Consider the following 21825-nt stretch of genomic DNA (forward strand, 5'->3'; position numbering starts at 1 on the left):
TATTAAATCCTTATTGTCATTCCGTCACTTAGTGACTGTCGGTAGGCGCGAAAAGCCGGGATGAAACCAATTACAATTCCAGCGCATTGTACGAAACCTAATAACATCCATTCATAGGGCGATAAGAGGCTTAAAGTCAGATGTATTCCATAATGCTGTTGAATGATGGGTTGCACGATGGCGAGAATTGCATACAGCCCTGCCACTCCGGTCACAATTCCGGCGGCAGTAAGTAGACTGGCTTCGCTGATCAACAGTGAGAAAACATGACGAGGTCTTGCCCCCATAGCGCGCAAAATCGCCATTTCACGGCGGCGCTCCTGTAAGCTGGTTAATAAGCTGCTTAGCATGCCGAGTAATCCTGCAATCACCACAAAGCCAGACACTGCCATTAAGGCTTGCTCGGCAACAGACATCATTCCCCACAATTCATGCAACGCAACCCCGGGCATAATCGCGCTAAGCGGTTCTTTGGGATAAGTGTTGATTTGCCTTTGTAGGGCGAAAGTCTGAATACGAGATTTCAAACCGACCAGCATCGCGGTAATTTGCTTGGGCTGAAAGTCTCTGTTTTTGAGGTCTTGTGCCTTGGGTGTTGGGCCTAAACGTGCACCGCTTTCCCATCCAACGTGAATCGCTTCGATGGCTTCTAGCGAGACATGAACGGTTTTGTCGACTGGCGTGCCTGTGGGCGCAAGAATCCCGACAACTTTGAATGGTAGGTTGTCATGTCGGCTAAAGCCTACATCACTAATGCCGTGGGCAATGATGATTTCACTACCGACGTGATACCCCAGCTGTTTTGCGACATCAGAACCGAGCACTGTTTCAAATAAGCCATTGAATTCTCGGCCTTCTGAAAATGTTAGTGATTGCTTACTTCCGAATTTATAGTGTTCAAAATAGCTGTGGTTGGTTCCCATGACTCGGAACCCTTTGTGCGAGTCGCCAAGTGAGATTGGAATCGCCCAATCTACTGCTCGATGATTGGCAAACTCTTGGTAGCTCTTCCAGTCAATGTTGTTGGTGGCATTGCCAATGCGAAATACAGAGTAGAGCAGCAAGTTCACTTGTCCAGAACGGCCACCAATGATGAGGTCGGTGCCTGAAATTGTATTGGCGAAGCTATCTTTTGCCTGAGTACGAATGCGTTCTACTCCTAAAAGGAGTACGACAGAAATCGCGACTGTCATGATGGTTAATATTGCCGTCGCCTTACGATTGATTAAGCTCTTCCACGCGAGCTTTGCAACAGCGCTCATGATGCGGCTCCTAGGTTAGATGCTTGGTTAATATCTGGTAGGTTAAGTGTGCGGTCAAATAAGGGCTCAAGCGTTGGATCGTGACTGACGAAGATCAGCGTAGCGTTGGCTTGATTCGTTTGCTCCATCAGGAGTTCAATAAACGCTTTACGGTTATCATGGTCTAAAGCGGAGGTTGGCTCGTCAGCAATCACTAACCCCGGATACCCAATGAGTGCTCGTGCAGCCGCAACACGTTGTTGTTGGCCAATGCTCAGCTCCGATACAGGACGCGCATGAAGCTCGCTGGGTAGGTGGAGTCTTTCAAGCAGAGCTTGAGCTTGCTCTTCTAACGTTTGAGATGGCACTCTTGAATGAGCGCGGCCACGTCGTGTTTGACTGAATTGGCAAGGCAGTAGTACGTTTTCAAGTACGTTTAAATAAGGCAATAAATTGAACTGCTGAAAGATATAGCCAATGTGATCGGCGCGAAATTTGTCTCTTTGACTTGCACTTAAACTAACAAGGTCAGTATTCAGTACGGATAGAGCGCCTGATGTTAACGTGTTGATGCCAGTTAGTAGGGCAAGCAGCGTAGATTTACCGCAGCCACTGGGACCTTTGATAAATACGTGCTCACCTTGGGCAATATGTAACTGTGGAATATGAATGGTTGCGTGTGTTGAACCGGGCCAGACAAACTGGGCATTATTTAGCTCAACAACGTTTGACATGATTTCAGTCATACTAAATCACCAAAGCATTGGCGTGTAAGTGTGTACTTACACGCCACTCGTGTTATTTGATTACGATTTGGGAGTTATCTTTGCTCAGTTTGATGGCTGATTGCATGGTGTCAGTGAATATATTGACGTTGATTGACTCAGTCGTTGGAAATTGATTAAACCAGTCGGTTTGAATGTGACTGAGTTGGTTAACTTGGTCACAGCTGAAGCGATATTGCACCGAAAACTCACCATGTCCGCCATTTTCATGCTCCTCATGGTGAGCATCGTGACCGTCATGGTGCTCATGTTCATTGTGATGTTCATTGTGGTGACCATGGTGTTCGTGCCCTTCATGATCGTGATTTGCATGGTCATCATGGTCGTGCTCGCTATGATGATGGTCTTCATAAGGGGTGCTGAGGTGATGGTTTACGTAAGCTTCTTCAATATCACAATTGGCTTGCGCGTTAATAGCAAACAGTGTGTTGCTGTCTTCTAGGGTGGCAATGGCTTGTTTAAGTGCTTGCTCTTGCTGTTCATTTTCTGGAGCATGCTCGAAACCGACCACATCGGCTCCGGGAGCAGTAATCTCCACTAACAGATCCTTTCCATCTTGGGCGATATTAAATTCGACGTGACCATGCACATGAGCACCGTGCTGGCGGTATTCGTCCGCATTTGCTGCTGTCGATAAAGAGAGACCAATGACAAGCGCTAAAACATGTTTCGATGACATTTTGTGTTTCCTAATTTTGCTGGCACTAACCCGAGCAATACCGGATCAGATTTGTATTTACTAAGGTGCGATTCGCTGACACGTTAGGTGCAGGAATACGCACAAATTATGTTGAGTGTGGAATAGTTTGGAAATTAAGCAAAATAAGGCGGGGCACGAGCTGCACCACGAATGTCTTCACTATTAACAAGGCGCTGAAAGACATCATGGTATTGGATGCGCGTAAATGTTGGCGTCGATAGCGTCGGTTGAGCTTTGGCTATGCCGTGTTGAACCCCAGAAAATAGCTGGCAATGATGGTGTGTGTGGTGTTCGGGAGTCAGATCAACTTGATGAAGGATTACCGCAAAGTTCCAAGCGATCAGCAACGCGACACTGAAAAATAAAACAGTGCGATGCCAATGCTTCCGTATCTTTTGCTGGTGGTGGTACATCTGAGTTCCTCTTACCGACTGTTATAATATAACACCCATAATGAGTAAAAGTTCACTCTTTTGTTGGTTAGTGGGAAAATTTACGTCAACACATGCGATGTCGCCGAATCTGAGACAGTCTCCTTGGTGGCATCACTGAGCGTTAAACTAGGGGGCAACAGAAATCTCAAGCTTTAAGTTTGGTCGCATGGCTCCTTATACTGCGTACTACGGATATTAAGGAGCCAAGCAACGAGACTAGATGTTCTGTTTAATTAGCTCGATCACCTTTGCAATTTCATCTTGCTCAAGTGCGCCTTCTTTTACAAACAGCACTTTGCCTGTTTTGTCTTGAACAATAATGGCAGAGCTTTCTTCTTTAAGATCCCAAGTGTTGGCGACTACGCCATTTTCATCCAGAACCATAGATGACCAAGGAAACTCTTTTTTGCTGTCTTGGGCTGAAGATTTCACGAACGAACCTGTCCCCCAGATTGCATCATCTTGGTTAATGATCGTAGTTGTTTGATAGCTGTCTTGCGGGAATTGCGCGGCGGTTATTGCTGACATCAAAGGAGCGTTCATTTCTTTTGAACTGCTACGACCTGCGATTGCTTGAATAACACGAACCTTACCCTGCATATGCTGGGTTGCCCATGGTTGGTATGCAACGCCCTCACCCTGCAAAACAATCTCGCCATAAGCCGCGACCTTGGCAGAAGGAACGGTCTCACCGACAGATAGGTTGTGTGCAAACGCAAAGCTTGGCGTTATAGCCAATAGTAGAGGTAGGAGAGTCTTAGTTTTCATATTGTTATATTCCGTACGAGTTGGAAGTTTTCCAGTATATATCCAGATCTAGGAAATTTGTAGAACTGTTGATAACATTTATTTAACGTATGGGGTGGTGTAATATTGCGTTATATTTAGAATTTGCTAAAATGAACCTCGTCGCAGATTGCGCATCAAGATTGCAGAGAATAAATAAGCAATCCGTGTTTTCTCAAAGGAATTGAGGTGAGTTATGCTACGTGAGTTTGCTGTATACCGACCATTACAAGTGGCACGTTTCGTTAAAACGTTGTTCAAAGGTCAATTCTTTATTGCTGGGGTTGGATGTTTTCAGTTCGACAATGGCAAAGTTTTGCTCCCTGACGTCAACGATCAGAAAAGACTCACCATCTTTAAAGAAGTCAATCAAGTGATTGCTTCGCTGTCTGTTTAAGAGCCCGTTGGCTTGAATTTAGTTTTCGATTTCAAAAAAGAGCGACCTATTCGGTCGCTCTTTTTGGTTTGAGTTAGTCCTAGGAACTAACTTTGTAAGCTGGGTGGAAAGCAAACACCTGTGCCACCGATACCGCAGTAACCGTCAGGGTTTTTAGCCAGGTATTGCTGGTGGTAAGTTTCGGCAAAATAATACGGGCCCGCTGGCTGTATCTCAGTGGTGATGTTCGCGCGTAGTTCCTCTTGCAGTGCTTGTTGATACAAGAGCTTCGATTTTTCTGCGCTCTCTTGCTGCTTCGCGGAATAAGTGTAAATAGCCGAACGGTATTGTGTGCCCAAATCGTTACCTTGACGCATCCCCTGGGTTGGGTCATGTTTCTCCCAAAAAACGGCCAGTAGTTTTTCTAAGGAAATCACGCGTTCATCTAAGACGACTCGTACTACCTCTGTATGGCCTGTTTTACCCGTACACACCTCTTCATAAGTAGGATTGGGCGTATATCCACCGGCGTAGCCAACCGAAGTGGAGATAACCCCATCCAGTTGCCAAAATACGCGCTCAGCGCCCCAAAAGCAGCCCATTCCCAGCAGAATTTGTTGTTGATGCGGCTCCAATGGTGCCTTTAAGTTAGATTTATTTACAAAATGATGCTCTTCAACCTGCATCGGTTGATCTCTACCTGGCAAGGCATCTTCTATACTGATCAATGTTTGTTTGTTGAGCATGGTATTTGTCCTTCAATACGTGTCTTAAATTTGCGAACTTTTTCATTTCGTCTGTATCTGATGCTGTGATGACATAGACCGCGTTAAACCTATTAATATTACAGACTTAGACTTTAATTGGCGTTATCATTATTTACGTTTACTTAACCTCATTCAGCCAAAAAAGCATGATAAAAAAAGCTCTCCTCACCATTGTTGGCCTGTTTGCCTTTTCTCATGGTGCCTATGCCGATGTTTCTTTGACTTTAAAAGGCATCGATGGCGCTTTAGAAGAGAATGTCAGTGCGTACCTGTCGTCCATTCCAGCGAAGGACTACTCCACTTCTCTGCGTTTTCAAGCGAGATTAGATCAAAGTATCACTGAAGCTCTCAATGCGCTTGGGTATTATCATGCAAAAATTTCATACTCTATTCCGGAAGGGAATGATGAGTTGATCGTCAGCATCAAGCCGGGTTTACCTGTGAAAGTGAAAGTCATGGATGTAGTGATCACAGGTGAAGCAAAAGACGATGAAGAGTTCGCCAAACTTATTGAACGTTCACCGCTTAAAGTCGGCAAAGTATTGAATCAAGGTGAATACGATAGCCTGAAATCGGGTATTCGTAACTTGGCGTTGCAGCGTGGTTATTTCAATGGTGATTACAAGCTCAGCAAACTTGAAGTGATTCCTGACTTCAATGAAGCGAACGTGCGTTTGCATTATGACAGTGGTATTCGTTATCACTTTGGTCCGATTAACATTACTGGCAGTCAGATTTGGGAAAACCGTGTTGAATCAATGCGACCTTTTGAAATTGGTGAACCTTACCTGGTTTCGCAAGTGGGGGAGTACAACCAAAACCTGTCTAATACCGATTGGTTTTCATCGGTTTTTGTGGAGCCTGATTTAAGTAAATTGGATGAGGGACGCGAATTGCCAATTAAGGTCTCGCTCGCGCCAGCGTCAAAAAACCAAATAGAAACCGGTCTTGGTTACTCGACCGATACTGGTGTGCGTGGCACGTTAAAATGGAAAAAACCATGGGTTAGTTCACGTGGCCACAGCTTTAATACGGCGTTATCACTATCAAAGCCAGAACAGACGATCACGGCAGGCTACAAAATCCCGCTTGATGACGTATTGCGTGAATACTACCAACTGCAATTTGGTTTAAAGCACCTTGATAACCGAGATACGGAGAGTTTGGAATCCAACCTAGCAGTTGAGCGACATTGGCTAACCGATGGCGGCTGGCATAAAACCATTTATGTTCGTCACTTGTACGAAAACTTCTCTCAAGGTCTGCAAGATGATGGGGTGCAATTTGTTTTACCCGGAGCCACTTTTTCACGAACTCGTGTCCGTGGTGGCAACATGCCAATGTGGGGGGATAAGCAAAGTGTAACGATCGAATATGGTGATCCTGCTTTGCTGTCAGAAACGCGAGTATTGCGCCTATTAGGGCGATCATCTTGGATCCGCGGGATCGGTGATAATCATCGTGGTTTGTTCCGTTTAGAAGGTGGTGCGAACATCACTGAGGAATTTGAAAAGCTTTCGCCTTCTCTGCGTTTCTTCGCTGGTGGTGATAACAACATTCGTGGTTATGGATACGAGTCTATTTCACCTGTGGATGAAAGTGGCGCCTTGACGGGTGGTAAATACATCGTCAGCAGCACATTAGAGTATCAATATCGCGTGTATGGAAACTGGTGGGCAGCCACCTTCTACGATATTGGTGATGCATTTAACGAAACACCTGAATGGAAATCGGGTGCTGGTGTGGGTATCCGTTGGGCGTCTCCGGTTGGACCGGTTAGCTTTGATTTTGCGTGGGGACTGGATGAAAAACCAGAAAGAGAGTTCCGCATCCACTTCTCATTGGGGCCTGAGTTATGATCAAAATGATGTTTAAGTGGACCAAATGGCTGTCGCTAAGTTTGATTGGTCTATTGCTGTTGCTCATCATTTTTGTTGCGACAGTGCTATTTACTCACCCTGGTCTTAAGCTCGCGTTGTGGGGAGCAGAAAAGGCTTTACCGCAACTACAGATAGAGAAAGTTCAGGGTTCATTATTTCCTCGTTTTGAGCTACAGAACGTCAGTTTTGTCGACGAATCTTTGAACATCGACGCAAAAGTCGATCGTTTAGCGTTAGCGGTTAACTTCCGTTGTTTCTTTGATCCTAAAGTCTGTGTCGATGAGCTAACCCTGCAAGGTGTTAACTTTCAGATGCCAGAGCTCCCTCCGGCAGGCGAAGAGCCAGAGGAGACACCGCCATTACGTACAGTCAGTACACCAGTCCCTATTTTTGTTAATAAGGTCAGTTTTGATGACATTAACTTAAACATTTTGGGCAACCAAATTGACTGGCAAGATTTCTCTACCGGGCTTTCTATGCAAGGCGACCGTTTAGTGATTGCGCCGACGGCATTAAAAGACATCAATGTTGCACTGGCTCCAAGTGAAGCTGAACCTGAAGCCGCCACCGACGAGCCGAAAGACGCTGACGCTCCGCCGCAAGATATTATGTTACCCGAGGTGTGGATTCCACTCACTGTGGAAGCAAGACGCCTCGATATTCATAACTTCAAGCTTGCAGGTGAGAAGCCGGTGATCGTTCACCAGCTTGGTGTTGTAGCGAAAGCGGGGGGCGACCGTGTTGATGTGAAAACATTAGAGCTCGATATGCCTGAAGTGGAAGGTAAGTTAAGCACGCAAGTAACGCTTTCTGCTGACTATCCTCTCAAAGCTCAGCTCGATGCGCTGGTGAAGCAAGCGGATGCGAAAGGGCAAAAGTTGTCGCTGTCAGCTGCTGGTTCGGTGGGAGACCTTTCTCTCACTGCGACCTTATCTGAACTAGTCGAAGCGGAGATCAAAGGTGAACTTCAGCCCCTGAAAGCGCAGTTACCCTTTGATGTTGCAATCAAAAATGTGCAAGCGCAATGGCCGTTAATCGGTCAAAGTGATTATCAAGTATCGGTACCAAGTTTATCTGCAAAAGGTTCCCTGGACGGATACATCGTGGCACTAGAAACACAAGCTTCGGGTAAAGATATTCCTGCTGTAGACGTTGTACTAAACGGCAAAGGCACATTAGAGCAAATCGATCTTGAAAGCCTGGTAGTCAAAACATTGGGCGGTGAGCTATCCGGTCAGGTGATGGCGAATTGGGCTGCGCCAATCAACTGGCAAGCTGACCTTAATTTGCAACATATTCAACCAGGGCTTCAATGGGAAGAAGCGGAAGGCGATATCAGTGGCAGCCTCTCGACTTCAGGTTCTTTAACAGAACAAGGCGGTTGGCAAGTCAGTTTACCTAAGTTAGATATCGATGGCATTTTGCGCGGTTATCCGCTGAATGTGGAAGGCAAACTGGAAGCGTCTGATAAGAATGGCAAAGGTGAAGACATTCAGCTTACCACGCAAGGTTTAGCGCTTTCTCATGGCCCTAACCAATTGAGTGCCAAGGGTAAGATTGATAAGCAGATATTAATGGATGTTGAGGTTAACTTCCCCGATTTTGCGAAAAGTGTTCCGGATCTAGCGGGTAAGATGCAAGGCAACGTGGCGCTGCGTGGTAGCTTGAAAGAGCCTGACATCAAATTAGACCTAGCGCTAAATCAAGTGAACTGGCAGCAGCAAGCGAACGTCGAAAACATAACTTTGAAGGGGGATGTGACGCCTCTGCCAGCACCGAAAGCGAACTTAAGCCTCATTGCGAACAACATTACCTACGACGACATTAAAGTTGATAGTGCAGACCTTGAAGTCTCTGGGGATGAAAAACTGCACCAACTGACGCTAGATGTGGTGTCTGACATTGTCTCAACCAGCTTAGAAATTGAAGGCTCATTCATACAGAAGCCGCAAATGATCTGGGATGGTGCATTGCGTCGTCTTACTTTGAGCACGCCGCAGGGACCTTGGGCGTTGCAGAAATCGACGGCGGTTAAAGTCAACATTGATAAACAAATCGCTGATGTTCAAGCACATTGTTGGCTGCAAGCCAATTCGAGTGTTTGTTTGACCGAAGATATTAGTGTTGGTCAAAGTGGCGAAGCCAAGTTAGCTGTGAACGACTTTGACTTTGAACAAATCAAGCAGTTCCTGCCGCCAGAGACGAAATTACAAGGGTCGGTCAACGCGCAAGCGACAGCAAAATGGGCACCAGAGATGAAGCCGGAAGTCACGGTGAACGTTGATATGCCTAAAGGTCAAGTAGAGCAAGCACTAGAGCAGCCGATAACTCTTGGTTGGGAAAGCTTTAGCTTTAAAGCGGCGCTGGCAAAAGACAAGTTAGATGCTGAGTGGTTATTTGATGTGAGAGACAATGGTGACTTATCAGGTCAGGTTTCTTTGGTCGATGTAACGTCTGAGCAGCCTGAGATTGACGGTAAGGTCTCGCTATCGACATTCCATCTGGATTTCTTAGCGCCGTTGATAGGTGAGTACAGCCTATTCAAAGCGAACATGAATACTGATTTGGCGATATCTGGTGATGTTATGCACCCTAAAGTCAACGGTCAGTTCTTGATTGATCAAATGAAGCTACAAGGTGAGGTCACGCCGATAGACATTAACTCCGGTCAGGTCGCGATCAACTTTAAAGGTCACCAAGCGGATCTTGATGCGGGTATCATGACGCCAGATGGTGAGTTGGAAGTGACCGGTGAGGCCGATTGGCAGGATCTACAAAATTGGCATACCAAAGCGCGCGTATTTGCGAAAGAGCTTCAGGTGGATCTTCCACCAATGGTAAAAATCAAAGTTGAGCCGGACATGACCATTGATGTCACACCACAGCTTGCTAAGGTCGAAGGTAATATTAATCTGCCTTGGGGACGAGTTGTGGTTGAAGAGCTGCCACCAAGTGCGGTTGGTGTTTCAAGCGACACCGTGATTTTGGACCAGAACTTACAGCCTGTGAGTGATATCGAGCCAATGCCATTTGATGTTGAAACGGATATCAACATTAAGATCGGTGATGACTTCCAACTGGCCGCCTTTGGCTTGAAAGGTGGTCTGAAAGGTAACCTCAATGTGACACAGAAAGATAAAGGTCCGTTCATCGTTGGTGAGGTTAATATCGTCGACGGTTCTTACCGCTCTTTTGGTCAGGATTTGGTGATTGAAGAAGGTAAGATCTTAATGAATGGTCCGGCAGATCAGCCGTACGTTTCTATTAAGGCGATTCGAAATCCAGATAATACCCAAGATGACGTGATTGCTGGTGTGCGTGTAACAGGACCAGCATCGGATCCAAATGTGGAGATATTCTCTGAGCCTGCGATGCCTCAAGCGAATGCGCTCTCTTACCTACTTCGTGGTCAAGACATTGATGGCGAAGCGGGAGGCAATGCTATGACGACCACGTTGATCGGCCTAAGTTTGGCAAAGAGTGGACGCGTGGTTGGTGAAATCGGCGAAGCCTTTGGGGTTCAAGATTTACAATTGGATACGGCGGGTTCGGGCGATGATTCTCAAGTGACCGTCAGTGGTTACATTCTGCCGGGATTACAGGTGAAATACGGCGTCGGCATCTTTAACTCACTAGGCGAGTTCACAGTGCGTTATCGATTGATGCAAGATCTGTATTTAGAGGCGGTTTCTGGTGTAGATAGTGCGGTTGACCTACTCTATCAATTTGAGTTCGATTAGAGCTTGTTCGTCTGCGTACATAAAGTTCATGACTAAGGAGTGGTTATGCAGCATTTAGTTTTTGTATATGGGACCTTGCGTAAAGGAGAGTGTAATCATCACTTTCTGAGCTCGGCCCAGTTTCTTGGTCAGCATGAAACGGATGCTCAGTTCGCACTGTATGACTTAGGTCCTTATCCCGCGTTGTCTGTCGGGCAGCGCTCGATACAAGGTGAAGTGTATCTGATTGATGATGAAACCTTATCCGAGCTAGATAAGCTGGAAGATGTGCCAGTAGAGTATCGTCGAGAGAGCATCGTCACGCCGTTTGGCCAAGCTTGGATCTACTTGTATCAAGATACTGAACAACTGACCGAAGAAATCGCTTCCGGAGATTGGTGTCAAAAGGTGTGAGCTATACTGACATTATCAATAGCGACGAGACGAGCTGGTCACTAAGGAGTCATGATGAAGGTATTCGTAATTGGATCAATGGCGTTGATTCTTGCCGCATGCGCGCAAACAACTCTGCCGACCTCGAGTAATGCTACCGACTGGCAAGCGTTTGGTAAGCAATCTGCCTTAGATGGATTAAGAGTTTTATCTGAAGATCGTATCGCTGCATTGGATGGTACTAATCATGCTACGCCCGAACTGATCATGGCCTATCAAACGGGTTATCAGCAAGGGAAGCAAGAGTATTGTGAACAAAGCGCGTATATGCTTGGTGTTATCGGGCGTCCGTATTTTGGTATTTGTGATGACCTAGACCCCTTCTTTCAGCATGACTATGACGCCGGCCGAATGTCTTCTGCAGGCGCGCCTATCTAGTTGACTTACACAAGATGAAAAGCAAAAGAGCTGCCCTAAAGCAGCTCTTTTTAATTTTGTATCAGCCGTGATGCTTATTTTTTCTGAGCGCGCTCGTAAGATTCTAGGATCTCAGCTTTAGCGGCAGCAACATCTGCCCAACCATCCACTTTCACCCATTTACCTGCTTCAAGCTCTTTGTAACGCTCAAAGAATTGCGTGATCTGCGCTTTCAGTAGTTCTGGGATATCGTCCACATCTTGGATGTGATCGTACTCTTTCGAGATTTTGGTGTGTGGAACCGCAAACACTTTTGCGTCTTCACCTGACTCATCCGTCATCTTCAAAACGCCAACAGGACGGCAGCGAATCACTGAACCTGGCATTAGTGGGTATGGTGTTGGTACCAGTACGTCGACTGGGTCGCCATCAAGAGACAGCGTATTGTTCACGTAGCCATAGTTACATGGGTAGAACATTGGTGCAGACATGAAACGGTCGACAAATACCGCACCAGAGTCTTTATCTACTTCGTACTTGATTGGATCTGCATTTGCAGGAATTTCGATCACGACATAGATATCTTCAGGCAGCGACTTGCCTGCTGGCACATGGTTTAAGCTCATTAGAATATTCCTTTTCATTAACGATGAGTCACACAGAAGCGGCTTCATCTGATGATAAATTCGCGTTTCACTTTAGCGACAAAAACGCGGCAGGTAAACACCTGCCGCGTTGGACAAAGGTCTGAAATTATTCTTCGTCGCGGTGCAGTTCAAGGAACTCTTCAACTTTGCGAACCATGTTCTTAGAACCAACAAAGAAAGGCACACGTTGGTGCAATTCGGTTGGTTTGATATCCATGATGCGATTGACGCCGTCTGATGCAATACCGCCCGCTTGCTCAATTAAGAACGCCATTGGGTTACATTCATAAAGTAGACGCAGTTTGCCCTGAGGGTGGCTTTGCGTACTAGGGTAAAGGTAGATACCACCTTTCAGTAAGTTGCGGTGGAAATCAGCAACCAATGAGCCAATGTAGCGAGAAGTGTATGGACGACCGTCTTCTGGCACATTCTCTTGGCAGTACTTGATGTACTTCTTTACCCCTTGAGGGAAGCGAATGTAGTTACCTTCGTTGATCGAATAAATCTTGCCTTCTTCTGGGATCATCATGTTTTCATGAGAAAGGCAGAAGCTGCCGATAGATGGGTCGTAAGTAAAGCCGTTTACGCCGTTACCCGTGGTGTAAACCAACATGGTTGATGAACCGTAAATCACGTAACCAGCGGCAACTTGCTTATGACCAGGCTGAAGGAAATCTTCTTCTGTCGCTGGTGTGCCAATAGGTGAAACACGGCGATAAATAGAGAAGATAGTACCGACAGAGACGTTCACATCGATGTTAGAAGAACCATCAAGTGGGTCCATCAGTACCACATATTTGGCGTTTTGGTTGAGCTCTTTGTTGAAAGCAACCGCTTCGTCTTCTTCCTCACTGGCAACGCCACACACTTGGTCACGAGCTTCAAGCGCGGCTTTGAACTTATCGTTCGCGTAAACATCGAGCTTTTGCTGGTCTTCACCTTGGACATTTTCCGTGCCTACAGCACCAGTGATATCACCGAGACCCGCTGCGTTGATTTCGCGGTTAACGATTTTTGCAGCTAAACGAATGGAGGCTAAAAGGGATGATAGATCACCGCTAGCGTGGGGGAAATCCGCTTGTTTTTCGACAATGAACTCGCCTAGGGTGCGCAGTCCTGACATGGTTAATCCTTACATTTTCATTTCATTGGGGGTAGTGCGCAAGTGAGCATCTCTTTATGGATGTTAAACGATTGCGCTGGATGTAAGTTTAAGTCGCAGATCTTTTTAATGGTAATGAAGTAACTGTTTGAGATCTCAATTTATTTGTAGACTTGTTTGAGGGATTCATCAGTAAGCAAGAGGTTGTACAGTCTGTGTTCAACCTTGTCATATTTGTGAAAGGGACTGCAAGAAGAAGGCTAAAGTCTCTCGCTTTTCTGGTTGTGATCGCGATAATGAAAGCATTAAAGAACGCATTACAAGGTTTAGTTTATGCACATTCATATCTTGGGTATCTGTGGCACATTTATGGGCGGCGCTGCGATTTTAGCGCGCCAATTAGGGCATAAAGTCACTGGTTCTGATGCCAACGTTTACCCACCGATGAGCACGTTGCTTGAGTCTCAAGGTATTGAAATTATTGAAGGCTTCGACCCGTCTCAACTCGACCCTCAACCAGACCTTGTGGTGATCGGTAATGCCATGAGCCGTGGTAACCCATGTGTTGAACATGTGCTCAATACCAACATGCGCTACACCTCTGGTCCGCAGTGGCTCAACGAGTTTTTGCTGCACGATCGCTGGGTATTGGCGGTATCGGGTACACACGGTAAAACGACCACGTCGAGCATGCTGGCTTGGATACTCGAAGACTGCGGTTATCAACCTGGTTTCCTAGTTGGTGGAGTACTTGGTAACTTTGGAGTCTCTGCTCGTTTGGGTGAAAGCATGTTTTTTGTCGTTGAAGCGGACGAATATGACAGTGCTTTTTTCGATAAGCGTTCTAAGTTTGTGCACTACCATCCTCGAACCTTAATCATGAACAACCTTGAGTTTGATCATGCAGACATCTTCGATGATCTAGAGGCGATCAAGCGCCAATTCCATCATTTAGTGCGAACGGTTCCCGGCAATGGCTTAATCTTAGCTCCGAAGCAAGACCAAGCTTTGGCGGATGTATTAGAGCGTGGTTGCTGGACAGAAAAGCAGTTTTCAGGTGTTGATGGCGACTGGCAAGCGCACAAATTAGTGGTCGATGGCTCAAAATTTGAAGTTGCTCTACAAGGCGAGAAGGTCGGTACCGTCGAATGGGATTTGGTGGGTGATCATAACGTTGATAATGCGTTAATGGTGATTGCCGCGGCGCGACACGTTGGCGTAACGCCGGAGCTCGCGTGTCAGGCTCTGGGCCGTTTCATTAACACCAAGCGCCGTCTTGAGTTAAAAGGTGAAGAGCAAGGTGTGACGGTTTACGATGATTTTGCGCATCACCCAACGGCAATTGAACTCACCGTCGGTGGTTTGCGTAACAAGGTAGGCGAAAAACGCATTCTTGCCGTGTTGGAACCTCGTTCTGCCACTATGAAGCGCGGCGTGCACAAAAACACACTCGCGGATTCGCTACACAGTGCAGATGAAGTGTTCTTATTCCAACCAGACAACATCGAATGGTCGGTGCAAGATATCGCGGAACAATGTCAGCAACCTGCTTTTGTTGACGCTGACATCGATAACTTGGTAGCGAAAATCGTTGAACGGGCGCACCCAGGTGACCAAATTCTCGTGATGAGTAATGGTGGCTTTGGCGGTATTCACGGCAAGATTCTCGAGCAACTTAAACAAAAAGTCTGATTTTATGCAAAACAAACAGCAGCAAGCAGAAAAAGCCATCACTTTAGCGTTAACTGGAGCATCTGGTGCGCCTTATGGCCTTCGTCTTTTAGAATGTTTGGTCGCGGCGGATTATCATGTCTACGTTCTGATCTCTTCGGCGGCTCGTGTCGTGATGGCAACCGAACACAACCTTAAGTTGCCAAGTGGGCCAGAAGCCGCAAAGCAAGCGTTGGTGGAACACCTCAACTGTGACCCAAATAACATCACCGTTTGCGGTAAAGATGACTGGTTCTCGCCGGTTGCGTCTGGTTCTGCTGCACCCAAGCAAATGGTGGTTTGCCCATGTTCTGCGGGAAGCGTTGCGGCGATTGCGCATGGTATGTCGGATAACTTGATTGAGCGCGCCGCTGACGTGGTGATGAAAGAGCGTGGGCAGTTGTTGCTCGTCGTTCGCGAAACGCCATTTTCAACGCTGCATCTGGAGAACATGCACAAGCTATCGCAAATGGGCGTCACCATCATGCCAGCGGCTCCGGGCTTCTATCATCAGCCAAAGAGCATTGAAGACTTAGTGGATTTTATGGTGGCGAGAATTCTCGACCACTTAGGTATTGAGCAAGGTTTAGTGCCTCGTTGGGGTTATGACCAGCGTTCGTGAGCTGATTGTGTAACCACTCAAATACCTTTACAATCCATCCAACTCATCGGGGAGCAAACCCATTTAGCATTGAGTCAATCAATGCATTTGGGCGCTGAGACCTAAGTGCTTTACTAGGGACCCGTATTACCTGAACCAGATAATGCTGGCGTAGGAATTGAGTCTGGATATTGGAAGTCCTTAATAGCCGCCTCAACCCTGTGCCGCTCAACTTATTTCTCTGAAATACTCATGGAGAGCGAGCAGTGAAACCCACTCTAAATCTGATTGCCCTAGCTGCAATCACCTCTACTTCAGCGTTTGCCGCTGAAAACACATTAACCATCTATACCTACGACTCTTTTGCCGCAGATTGGGGGCCGGGTCCTAAAATCGAGCAAGCTTTTGAAGCAATATGTAGCTGTGACGTTAACTTCGTGGCGTTGGACGATGGTGTGTCGATCCTGAATCGTCTTCGTCTTGAAGGCGGTAATAGCAAAGCCGACATCGTGTTAGGTTTGGATAACAACCTGATGGCCGAAGCGAAGAAAACCGGTCTGCTTACCGAGCACAATGTGGATACGGCCAACACAGTGCTACCAAATGGTTGGAGCGACACGACGTTTGTACCGTACGATTACGGCTACTTCGCGTTTGTGTACAACACAGAGAAAATGGCTAATCCGCCGAAAAGCATGAAAGAGCTGGTGGAAACGCGCGACGATTTAAAAGTGATTTATCAAGATCCGCGTACGTCAACGCCTGGCCAAGGCTTGATGCTGTGGATGAAATCCATCTATGGCGACGATGTGACGCAAGCGTGGCAGAAGCTAGCGAGCAAAACCGTAACGGTCACGAAAGGTTGGTCAGAAGCGTATTCCATGTTCCTTAACGGCGAGTCGGACTTAGTGCTTTCTTACACTACGTCACCTGCGTACCACTTAATTGCGGAAAACGATTCAAAGTTTGCGACGGCGAATTTTGCTGAAGGTCACTACATGCAAGTTGAAGTCGCCGCTAAAGTGGAAGGGGCAAAAAATTCAGAACTTGCTGATCAATTTATGAATTTCATTTTAAGTGATGAGTTCCAGTCAGCGATGCCAACGGGTAACTGGATGTACCCTGTTACAGACGTTGAGTTACCTAAAGGTTTTGAAACCTTGAGCGTTCCAAACAAGTCGTTGAGCTTTAGTGCTGATGAAGTGGCAAAAATGCGTAAGTCTTGGATTCGCGAATGGCAAAGCGCACTGACGTTTTAGCTGACGTTCCACCCCTCATCTGAATGAGATAGGTTTTACCTTTGAATTCTGTTCCAAAAATAGGTTTAGGGGTCGCGATGATCATCGCGGCCTTTGTTGTTTCTGCCCTAGGTGCTTTGATTGTTCAAGCCCCTTCACTTAATGTGTCTGTGGTATGGGACGACCCGTATTATCAACATGTCACCAAGTTCAGCTTCTACCAAGCTTTTCTTTCCACATTGCTCAGTGTTGGCTTTGCCATTCCAGTTGCGCACGCGCTTTCACGTCGCCAATTTTGGGGTAAGTCATTACTGCTTAAGCTGTTTGCATCGACGCTCGTTTTGCCTGTTTTGGTTGGTGTTTTCGGGCTGTTAGCGATTTATGGCAACAGCGGTTTGTTAGCGCAGTGGCTACAGAGTTTCGATAGCAAACTGCCATTTTCTATTTACGGTTTGAACGGCATTTTACTCGCCCATGTGTTCTTTAATTTACCTTACGCGGCGCGCTTGCTGTTGCAAGCATTAGAATCTATTCCTGCCGAGCAACATAAGCTGTGTGCGCATTTAGGTATGAACCATTGGAATAAGTTTCGTTGGGTGGAATGGCCGCGTTTAAGGCAGCAACTTCCCCACGTTTGTGGCTTGGTATTTATGTTGTGCTTCACCAGTTTTGCCACTGTAATGGCGTTGGGGGGCGGGCCAAAATCCACCACCATTGAATTGGCCATTTATCAAGCGATTAAGTTTGATTTTGATTTACAAGCTGGGGCGTTATTGGCGCTGTGGCAGATGCTGTTATGTGGACTGCTTGCCATTGGAGTGCAGAAGTTAACAAAGCCTGTTTCTATCAGTGCTGGCAGCACATCGGTACAGCAATATTTAACGAGGGATCATGGGTGGTCAAAAGCTTGGGATAGCTTTTGGATCATAGGTGCTTTTTTACTGGTGATACCACCGTTATTGATGGTGTTACTGAGTGGCATCAACCAACAAGTTTGGACGGTGTTAACCGATGAACGTTTTTGGTCTGCGTTATCTAACTCACTCAAAGTGGCAGGGTTAGCCAGTGCGCTTGCGGTCGCTGCGGGCGTGTCCATATTGTTGACCAGCCGTCGTTGGCGTTTGCAGTACAAAAACACGCGAGCCGATCAGATTGAGCTAATCGGCACCATTATTTTGGTGACGCCAGGTTTGGTGATTAGCACCGGATTATTCTTGCTGTTGCGATCATTTACCGATGTTTTTAGCTTGGCGTTTTTTGTTGTGATTCTGGTGAACGGTTTGATGGCTTTGCCTTACGTGATCAAAACGCTGGCACAGCCAATGCTGTACATTGAGCAACAGTATCAGTATGTATGTGCCAGCTTAGGTATGCGTGGCTGGCAACGATTTAAAGTGGTGGAGTGGCAGGCGCTGCGCAAGCCATTCGCACATGCGTTTGCGATCAGCTTTATGTTTGCGATTGGCGATTTAAGTGCTATCGCGTTGTTTGGCGGGCAAGAGTTCCGCACTTTACCTCTGTATTTATTCCAGCTGCTTGGCAGCTATCAGATGGACGCGGCGGCGGTGGTATCGGTGACCTTGTTGTTGTTGAGTGTGGGCTGTTTTTCCTTGATTGAGAAAGTATTGAAAACGAAGGAGAGAGAGTAATGTTAGTGTTGGATGATGTGCAGTACACCTACCAACGTGAGCTGTTTCGTTTTGATTTAACGATTGAGCAAGGTCAGATAGTGTCGCTGATGGGACCAAGTGGGGCTGGAAAATCGACGTTGCTGGCGTTGGTGGCTGGGTTTATCCATCCTGACCAAGGTGACATTCGGGTTGATGGTGAGTCGATTGTGCACAAAGAGCCTTATCAGCGTCCTTTCTCCATGTTATTCCAAGAGCATAACTTGTTTTCTCACTTGTCGGTGCGTGACAACATTGGCTTAGGTTTACACCCAGGGCTAAAGCTCACGGTAGAACAAAAGCGTCAGGTTGAACAAGCTGCGCAGCAGGTTGGCGTTGCAGAGTACCTCGACCGTTTGCCTGAGCACCTTTCTGGTGGGCAGCGTCAACGTGTTGCCTTAGCACGTTGTTTTGTTCAGCCTCATCCCATGTGGCTGTTGGATGAGCCTTTCTCGGCGCTTGATCCGGTTTTACGTGAAGAGATGCTGAGCTTGGTAAAAAAACTGGCGGCAGAGCGGGGAATAACCGTATTGATGGTCACGCACCATTTAAGCGATGCCAAAGCCATTGCCAGCCACTTTGTGTTTGTGGCTGATGGCAAAGTGGAAGCAGCGGATAGTATGTCTGCATTGAGTGAACAGCATGCTAGTGAGAAGCTTGCGGCATTTATCCGAGCCGCACGCTAATGCTCAATGGTGGCTGGGTCATGCTTCTCCGCAACACAAACCATGTCGAGGACCAAATTCAAACTGAGATCTTAGGCTCATGATATGGTCAATCATCGCTTGTACTCGTCGCGTTCGGTTTGCGCCAGGACGATAGACTAAATAAATGGGCATTGGTACCGTGTGCCATTGAGGTAAGACTCTGACTAAGGAGCCATTTTCTAGCTCTTGCGTCATGTTTTGCATAGGTAAGTTAGCGATGCCTAGTCCTTTGAGTGCGCCTTTTAATACCGCTTCTACGGTGGTGCTAGAGAAGTTACTGCTTACCGAGACGTTGACGGTGCTGTCCTGCGAAATCAACGTCCAAGGGCCTATCTCTGAAACATACTGATATCTCAAACAGTTGTGTGTTGTCAGATCTTCTGGCGTTTTAGGTACGCCACACTCAGCTAAATACTCAGGACTGGCGGCCAATACTCGGGTGGTGTAGCCCAATTTTTTAGCAATCAGTCGATCATCGACGATCTGGCCGACTCGAATTGCCATATCAAAACCGTGTGAAAACAGATCAACAAAATCGTTCGATGCTTCTAACGCAATTTGTACTTTTGGCCATTGTTTTAAAAATGGTAAAAAGATGTGCTCAGCCATATACGCGTCCAAGGCTGGTGGCGCAGCAATGCGAAGCCGACCTTGGATCTGCTGTTCCATTTCCTGAACGTCTTGACCAATTGAGTGAAATTCCTCAACTAAGCTTGCAGCACGCTCTAAAACCATTTGACCAGCTTCGGTAATCACCAACTTTCGGGTCGTGCGCTCTAGGAGCTTGGCTTCAAAGTGTTGTTCGAGTTTGGTTATGGCTTTACTAACAGTAGATTTTGGTAGGTTTAACTCCAGCGCGCACTTGGTTAAGCTCAGTAGTCGACAGCTTGTGACAAAGATAGAGAGCGTCCTAAAGTCAATTGTTTCTAAATTTCGAACAATCACTTTCAATTATCCATATTGTTTCAATATTGATCTGATTATAGTCTGGCTCTTCATCCTTAGCCATCAAGTTATTGTCATTTGAGGTAAACAACATGTCCAACTCTGTAGACTTATTTTCTCCTATCGAACTCGGTCAATTAGCATTAGATAATCGTGCCATTATGGCCCCTTTAACGCGCGCTCGTGCCAGCGCAGATCATATCCCGAATGACCTTATGGTTGAGTACTATGCTCAACGCGCGAGTGCTGGACTTATCATTGCTGAATGCACCATGGTGATGGAAGGAACGTCTGCTTTTATGGCAGAACCGGGCATTTATAACGAAGAACAAATTGCAGCTTGGAAAAAGGTAACGGATGCGGTTCATGAAAGAGGCGGTAAGATCGTATTGCAAATTTGGCATGCGGGACGCGCTTGTCATCCTGAACTGAATGACGGGAAAACGCCTGTTGCAGCGAGCGCACTAGCCATTCGTGATGAGTTAGTCCATACCCCTTCAGGTAAGCAAGCATATACGGTACCACGAGCACTCGAAGTGGATGAGATAGCTTCTATTGTGGCGGCGTTTAAGCAAGGTGCGGAAAACGCCAAGAAAGCAGGCTTTGATGGTGTGGAGATACATGGCGCCAATGGTTATCTTATCGATAACTTTCTTCGTGATGGTTCGAATTTACGTACTGATGAATACGGTGGCTCAGTCGAAAATCGTGCCCGTTTTTTACTTGAGATAGTTAAAGAAGTGGTCGAGGTATGGGGACCTGGAAGAGTAGGGCTGCGCACATCACCATTAAATGGATTTAATGACATGAAAGACAGCGATCCGGTTGGCTTGGTTCGTTACTTAGCTAAGCAACTTAATGCTTTCGATCTTGCTTATTGGCACGTGATGCGTGCGGATCTAAAGGGCGTACAAAAAGCAGATGTTCTCAAGCCAGCACGCGAAAACTATCAAGGTCACTTAATGGCGAACGTGGGCTACAGTGCACAAGAAGCGACAACGGCAATTGCAGAAAATCAAGTTGATGTGGTCGCATTTGGCGTTCCATTTATCGCCAACCCTGATTTAGTTGAGCGATTTAAGAAAAATGCACCTCTTAATGAGGCAAAACCTGAGCACTTTTATTTAGGTGGAGCAGAAGGTTATACCGATTACCCAGTAATGGCATAATCCTTACTTGTTCAATATAAAAAGGACGCTAATGTTAGCGTCCTTTTTCGTTTCTTTAGTTGTTTAACCTTGCGGTTTCACGACCATCACATTGATTGGAGAATATTCCACGACCTTACTTGCGACAGAGCCAAGCATTACTTTATTGATTTTAGAACGCTTGTGACTTGGCATAATGATGAGATCAGCGCCCAAGCGCTCTGCATAATCAAGAATCGTCGCGTAGGCTTTGCCCTCAGCAACATGCACTTGGTACACAACATCTTCAGCAATATGCTTATTGGCGAAAGCTTTTAGTTGCTGCTTCACGTCTTGCTTCATTTTGGCTGCTGCATCTTTTGGGAAGTATGTAGCAACCATCGACATGTGAATACCAGGTAGTACTGTTAGAAGGTGGATTTGCGCATTCGCTTGCTTTGCCTGCCAAACCGCTAGTTCAACCGCTCGGTCTGAAAAGCCTTGGTCATTTAGATCAACCGGAACAAGAATTTGTTTGTACATTCAATGTCTCTCACTAAGGTCCCTTGTCCTCGGGGCCAAA

General features: G+C 46.5%; 21 protein-coding genes and 1 riboswitch. Of the genes, 11 read left to right on the plus strand and 10 right to left on the minus strand.

Annotation, left to right across the window (positions count from 1 at the left end; genetic code table 11):
- Nucleotides 1-2: 2 nt before the first annotated feature.
- From NDJ01_RS08925 to NDJ01_RS08945, 5 genes are all read right to left on the minus strand, one after another.
- Complete coding sequence (locus NDJ01_RS08925; protein ID WP_047009029.1) at nucleotides 3-1262, minus strand: ABC transporter permease; 1260 nt, start codon at nucleotides 1260-1262, stop codon at nucleotides 3-5.
- Entirely contained in the window at nucleotides 1259-1987 is a 729-nt protein-coding gene (locus NDJ01_RS08930; RefSeq protein WP_258586590.1) for an ABC transporter ATP-binding protein, read from the minus strand. Before NDJ01_RS08930 ends, NDJ01_RS08925 begins: the two co-directional genes overlap by 4 nt.
- Before the next feature lie 52 nt (nucleotides 1988-2039).
- Nucleotides 2040-2705 carry a DUF2796 domain-containing protein gene (locus NDJ01_RS08935; protein WP_258586591.1) on the minus strand — a complete coding sequence of 222 codons (666 nt, stop codon included), beginning with the start codon at nucleotides 2703-2705 and terminating at the stop codon, nucleotides 2040-2042.
- Between the two features lie 134 nt (nucleotides 2706-2839).
- On the minus strand, nucleotides 2840-3139 hold the full coding sequence (locus tag NDJ01_RS08940) for a DUF2607 family protein (protein ID WP_005392338.1): 300 nt from the start codon (nucleotides 3137-3139) through the stop codon (nucleotides 2840-2842).
- Nucleotides 3140-3376: 237 nt separating this feature from the next.
- A complete protein-coding gene (locus NDJ01_RS08945) occupies nucleotides 3377-3928 on the minus strand; it encodes a YtfJ family protein (protein ID WP_104971214.1) in 552 nt (183 codons plus the stop codon).
- 214 nt (nucleotides 3929-4142) lie between these two features.
- Between NDJ01_RS08945 and NDJ01_RS08950 the strand changes: the two genes are divergently transcribed.
- Entirely contained in the window at nucleotides 4143-4343 is a 201-nt protein-coding gene (locus NDJ01_RS08950) for a DUF1107 domain-containing protein (protein ID WP_012841164.1), read from the plus strand.
- Between the two features lie 86 nt (nucleotides 4344-4429).
- On the opposite strand, the gene msrA is transcribed toward NDJ01_RS08950, so the two are convergent.
- Nucleotides 4430-5068 carry a peptide-methionine (S)-S-oxide reductase MsrA gene (gene msrA / locus NDJ01_RS08955; RefSeq protein ID WP_258586592.1) on the minus strand — a complete coding sequence of 213 codons (639 nt, stop codon included), beginning with the start codon at nucleotides 5066-5068 and terminating at the stop codon, nucleotides 4430-4432.
- Between the two features lie 167 nt (nucleotides 5069-5235).
- On the opposite strand from msrA, the gene NDJ01_RS08960 reads away from it, so the two are divergent.
- The 4 genes from NDJ01_RS08960 to NDJ01_RS08975 are packed head-to-tail and all read left to right on the plus strand — an operon-like array spanning nucleotide 5236 to nucleotide 11519.
- Nucleotides 5236-6948 (plus strand): autotransporter assembly complex family protein, encoded by a 1713-nt coding sequence (locus NDJ01_RS08960; protein WP_053809466.1) that lies wholly within the window; start codon nucleotides 5236-5238, stop codon nucleotides 6946-6948.
- On the plus strand, nucleotides 6945-10709 hold the full coding sequence (locus NDJ01_RS08965; RefSeq protein ID WP_258586593.1) for a translocation/assembly module TamB domain-containing protein: 3765 nt from the start codon (nucleotides 6945-6947) through the stop codon (nucleotides 10707-10709). Before NDJ01_RS08960 ends, NDJ01_RS08965 begins: the two co-directional genes overlap by 4 nt.
- A 45-nt stretch (nucleotides 10710-10754) precedes the next feature.
- On the plus strand, nucleotides 10755-11102 hold the full coding sequence (locus NDJ01_RS08970; protein WP_012841162.1) for a gamma-glutamylcyclotransferase: 348 nt from the start codon (nucleotides 10755-10757) through the stop codon (nucleotides 11100-11102).
- A gap of 54 nt (nucleotides 11103-11156) precedes the next feature.
- Nucleotides 11157-11519, plus strand: a complete 363-nt coding sequence (locus NDJ01_RS08975; protein ID WP_114323097.1) for a DUF2799 domain-containing protein — start codon at nucleotides 11157-11159, stop codon at nucleotides 11517-11519.
- A 74-nt stretch (nucleotides 11520-11593) separates the two neighbouring features.
- On the opposite strand, the gene ppa is transcribed toward NDJ01_RS08975, so the two are convergent.
- Together ppa and fbp are read right to left on the minus strand one after the other, a co-directional pair.
- Nucleotides 11594-12124, minus strand: a complete 531-nt coding sequence (ppa, locus tag NDJ01_RS08980; RefSeq protein ID WP_012841160.1) for an inorganic diphosphatase — start codon at nucleotides 12122-12124, stop codon at nucleotides 11594-11596.
- Between the two features lie 127 nt (nucleotides 12125-12251).
- Nucleotides 12252-13268, minus strand: coding sequence for a class 1 fructose-bisphosphatase (fbp, locus tag NDJ01_RS08985; RefSeq protein WP_005392321.1), 1017 nt, complete (start codon nucleotides 13266-13268; stop codon nucleotides 12252-12254).
- A 312-nt stretch (nucleotides 13269-13580) separates the two neighbouring features.
- On the opposite strand from fbp, the gene mpl reads away from it, so the two are divergent.
- From mpl to thiQ, 5 genes are all read left to right on the plus strand, one after another.
- Nucleotides 13581-14939, plus strand: a complete 1359-nt coding sequence (gene mpl / locus NDJ01_RS08990; protein WP_258586594.1) for a UDP-N-acetylmuramate:L-alanyl-gamma-D-glutamyl-meso-diaminopimelate ligase — start codon at nucleotides 13581-13583, stop codon at nucleotides 14937-14939.
- Between the two features lie 4 nt (nucleotides 14940-14943).
- On the plus strand, nucleotides 14944-15579 hold the full coding sequence (locus NDJ01_RS08995) for a flavin prenyltransferase UbiX (protein ID WP_006742964.1): 636 nt from the start codon (nucleotides 14944-14946) through the stop codon (nucleotides 15577-15579).
- A gap of 37 nt (nucleotides 15580-15616) precedes the next feature.
- Nucleotides 15617-15753, plus strand: a riboswitch (TPP riboswitch).
- 71 nt (nucleotides 15754-15824) lie between these two features.
- A complete protein-coding gene (gene thiB, locus NDJ01_RS09000; protein ID WP_258586595.1) occupies nucleotides 15825-16817 on the plus strand; it encodes a thiamine ABC transporter substrate binding subunit in 993 nt (330 codons plus the stop codon).
- A gap of 41 nt (nucleotides 16818-16858) precedes the next feature.
- On the plus strand, nucleotides 16859-18445 hold the full coding sequence (gene thiP, locus NDJ01_RS09005; protein ID WP_258586596.1) for a thiamine/thiamine pyrophosphate ABC transporter permease ThiP: 1587 nt from the start codon (nucleotides 16859-16861) through the stop codon (nucleotides 18443-18445).
- Nucleotides 18445-19149 carry a thiamine ABC transporter ATP-binding protein gene (gene thiQ, locus NDJ01_RS09010; RefSeq protein WP_145473281.1) on the plus strand — a complete coding sequence of 235 codons (705 nt, stop codon included), beginning with the start codon at nucleotides 18445-18447 and terminating at the stop codon, nucleotides 19147-19149. The genes thiP and thiQ overlap by 1 nt, the downstream gene beginning before the upstream one ends.
- Nucleotides 19150-19167: 18 nt before the next feature.
- On the opposite strand, the gene NDJ01_RS09015 is transcribed toward thiQ, so the two are convergent.
- On the minus strand, nucleotides 19168-20115 hold the full coding sequence (locus tag NDJ01_RS09015) for a LysR family transcriptional regulator (protein WP_054867221.1): 948 nt from the start codon (nucleotides 20113-20115) through the stop codon (nucleotides 19168-19170).
- A 92-nt stretch (nucleotides 20116-20207) separates the two neighbouring features.
- Between NDJ01_RS09015 and NDJ01_RS09020 the strand changes: the two genes are divergently transcribed.
- Nucleotides 20208-21284 carry an alkene reductase gene (locus NDJ01_RS09020; RefSeq protein WP_258586597.1) on the plus strand — a complete coding sequence of 359 codons (1077 nt, stop codon included), beginning with the start codon at nucleotides 20208-20210 and terminating at the stop codon, nucleotides 21282-21284.
- 63 nt (nucleotides 21285-21347) lie between these two features.
- On the opposite strand, the gene NDJ01_RS09025 is transcribed toward NDJ01_RS09020, so the two are convergent.
- The gene (locus NDJ01_RS09025; protein WP_005392306.1) at nucleotides 21348-21785 is read right to left on the minus strand and encodes a universal stress protein; all 438 of its coding nucleotides are present in this window, start codon (nucleotides 21783-21785) and stop codon (nucleotides 21348-21350) included.
- Between the last annotated feature and the right edge of the window lie 40 nt (nucleotides 21786-21825).

This window comes from Vibrio sp. HS-50-1, from assembly GCF_024747315.1.
Taxonomy (GTDB): Bacteria; Pseudomonadota; Gammaproteobacteria; order Enterobacterales; family Vibrionaceae; genus Vibrio; species Vibrio diabolicus.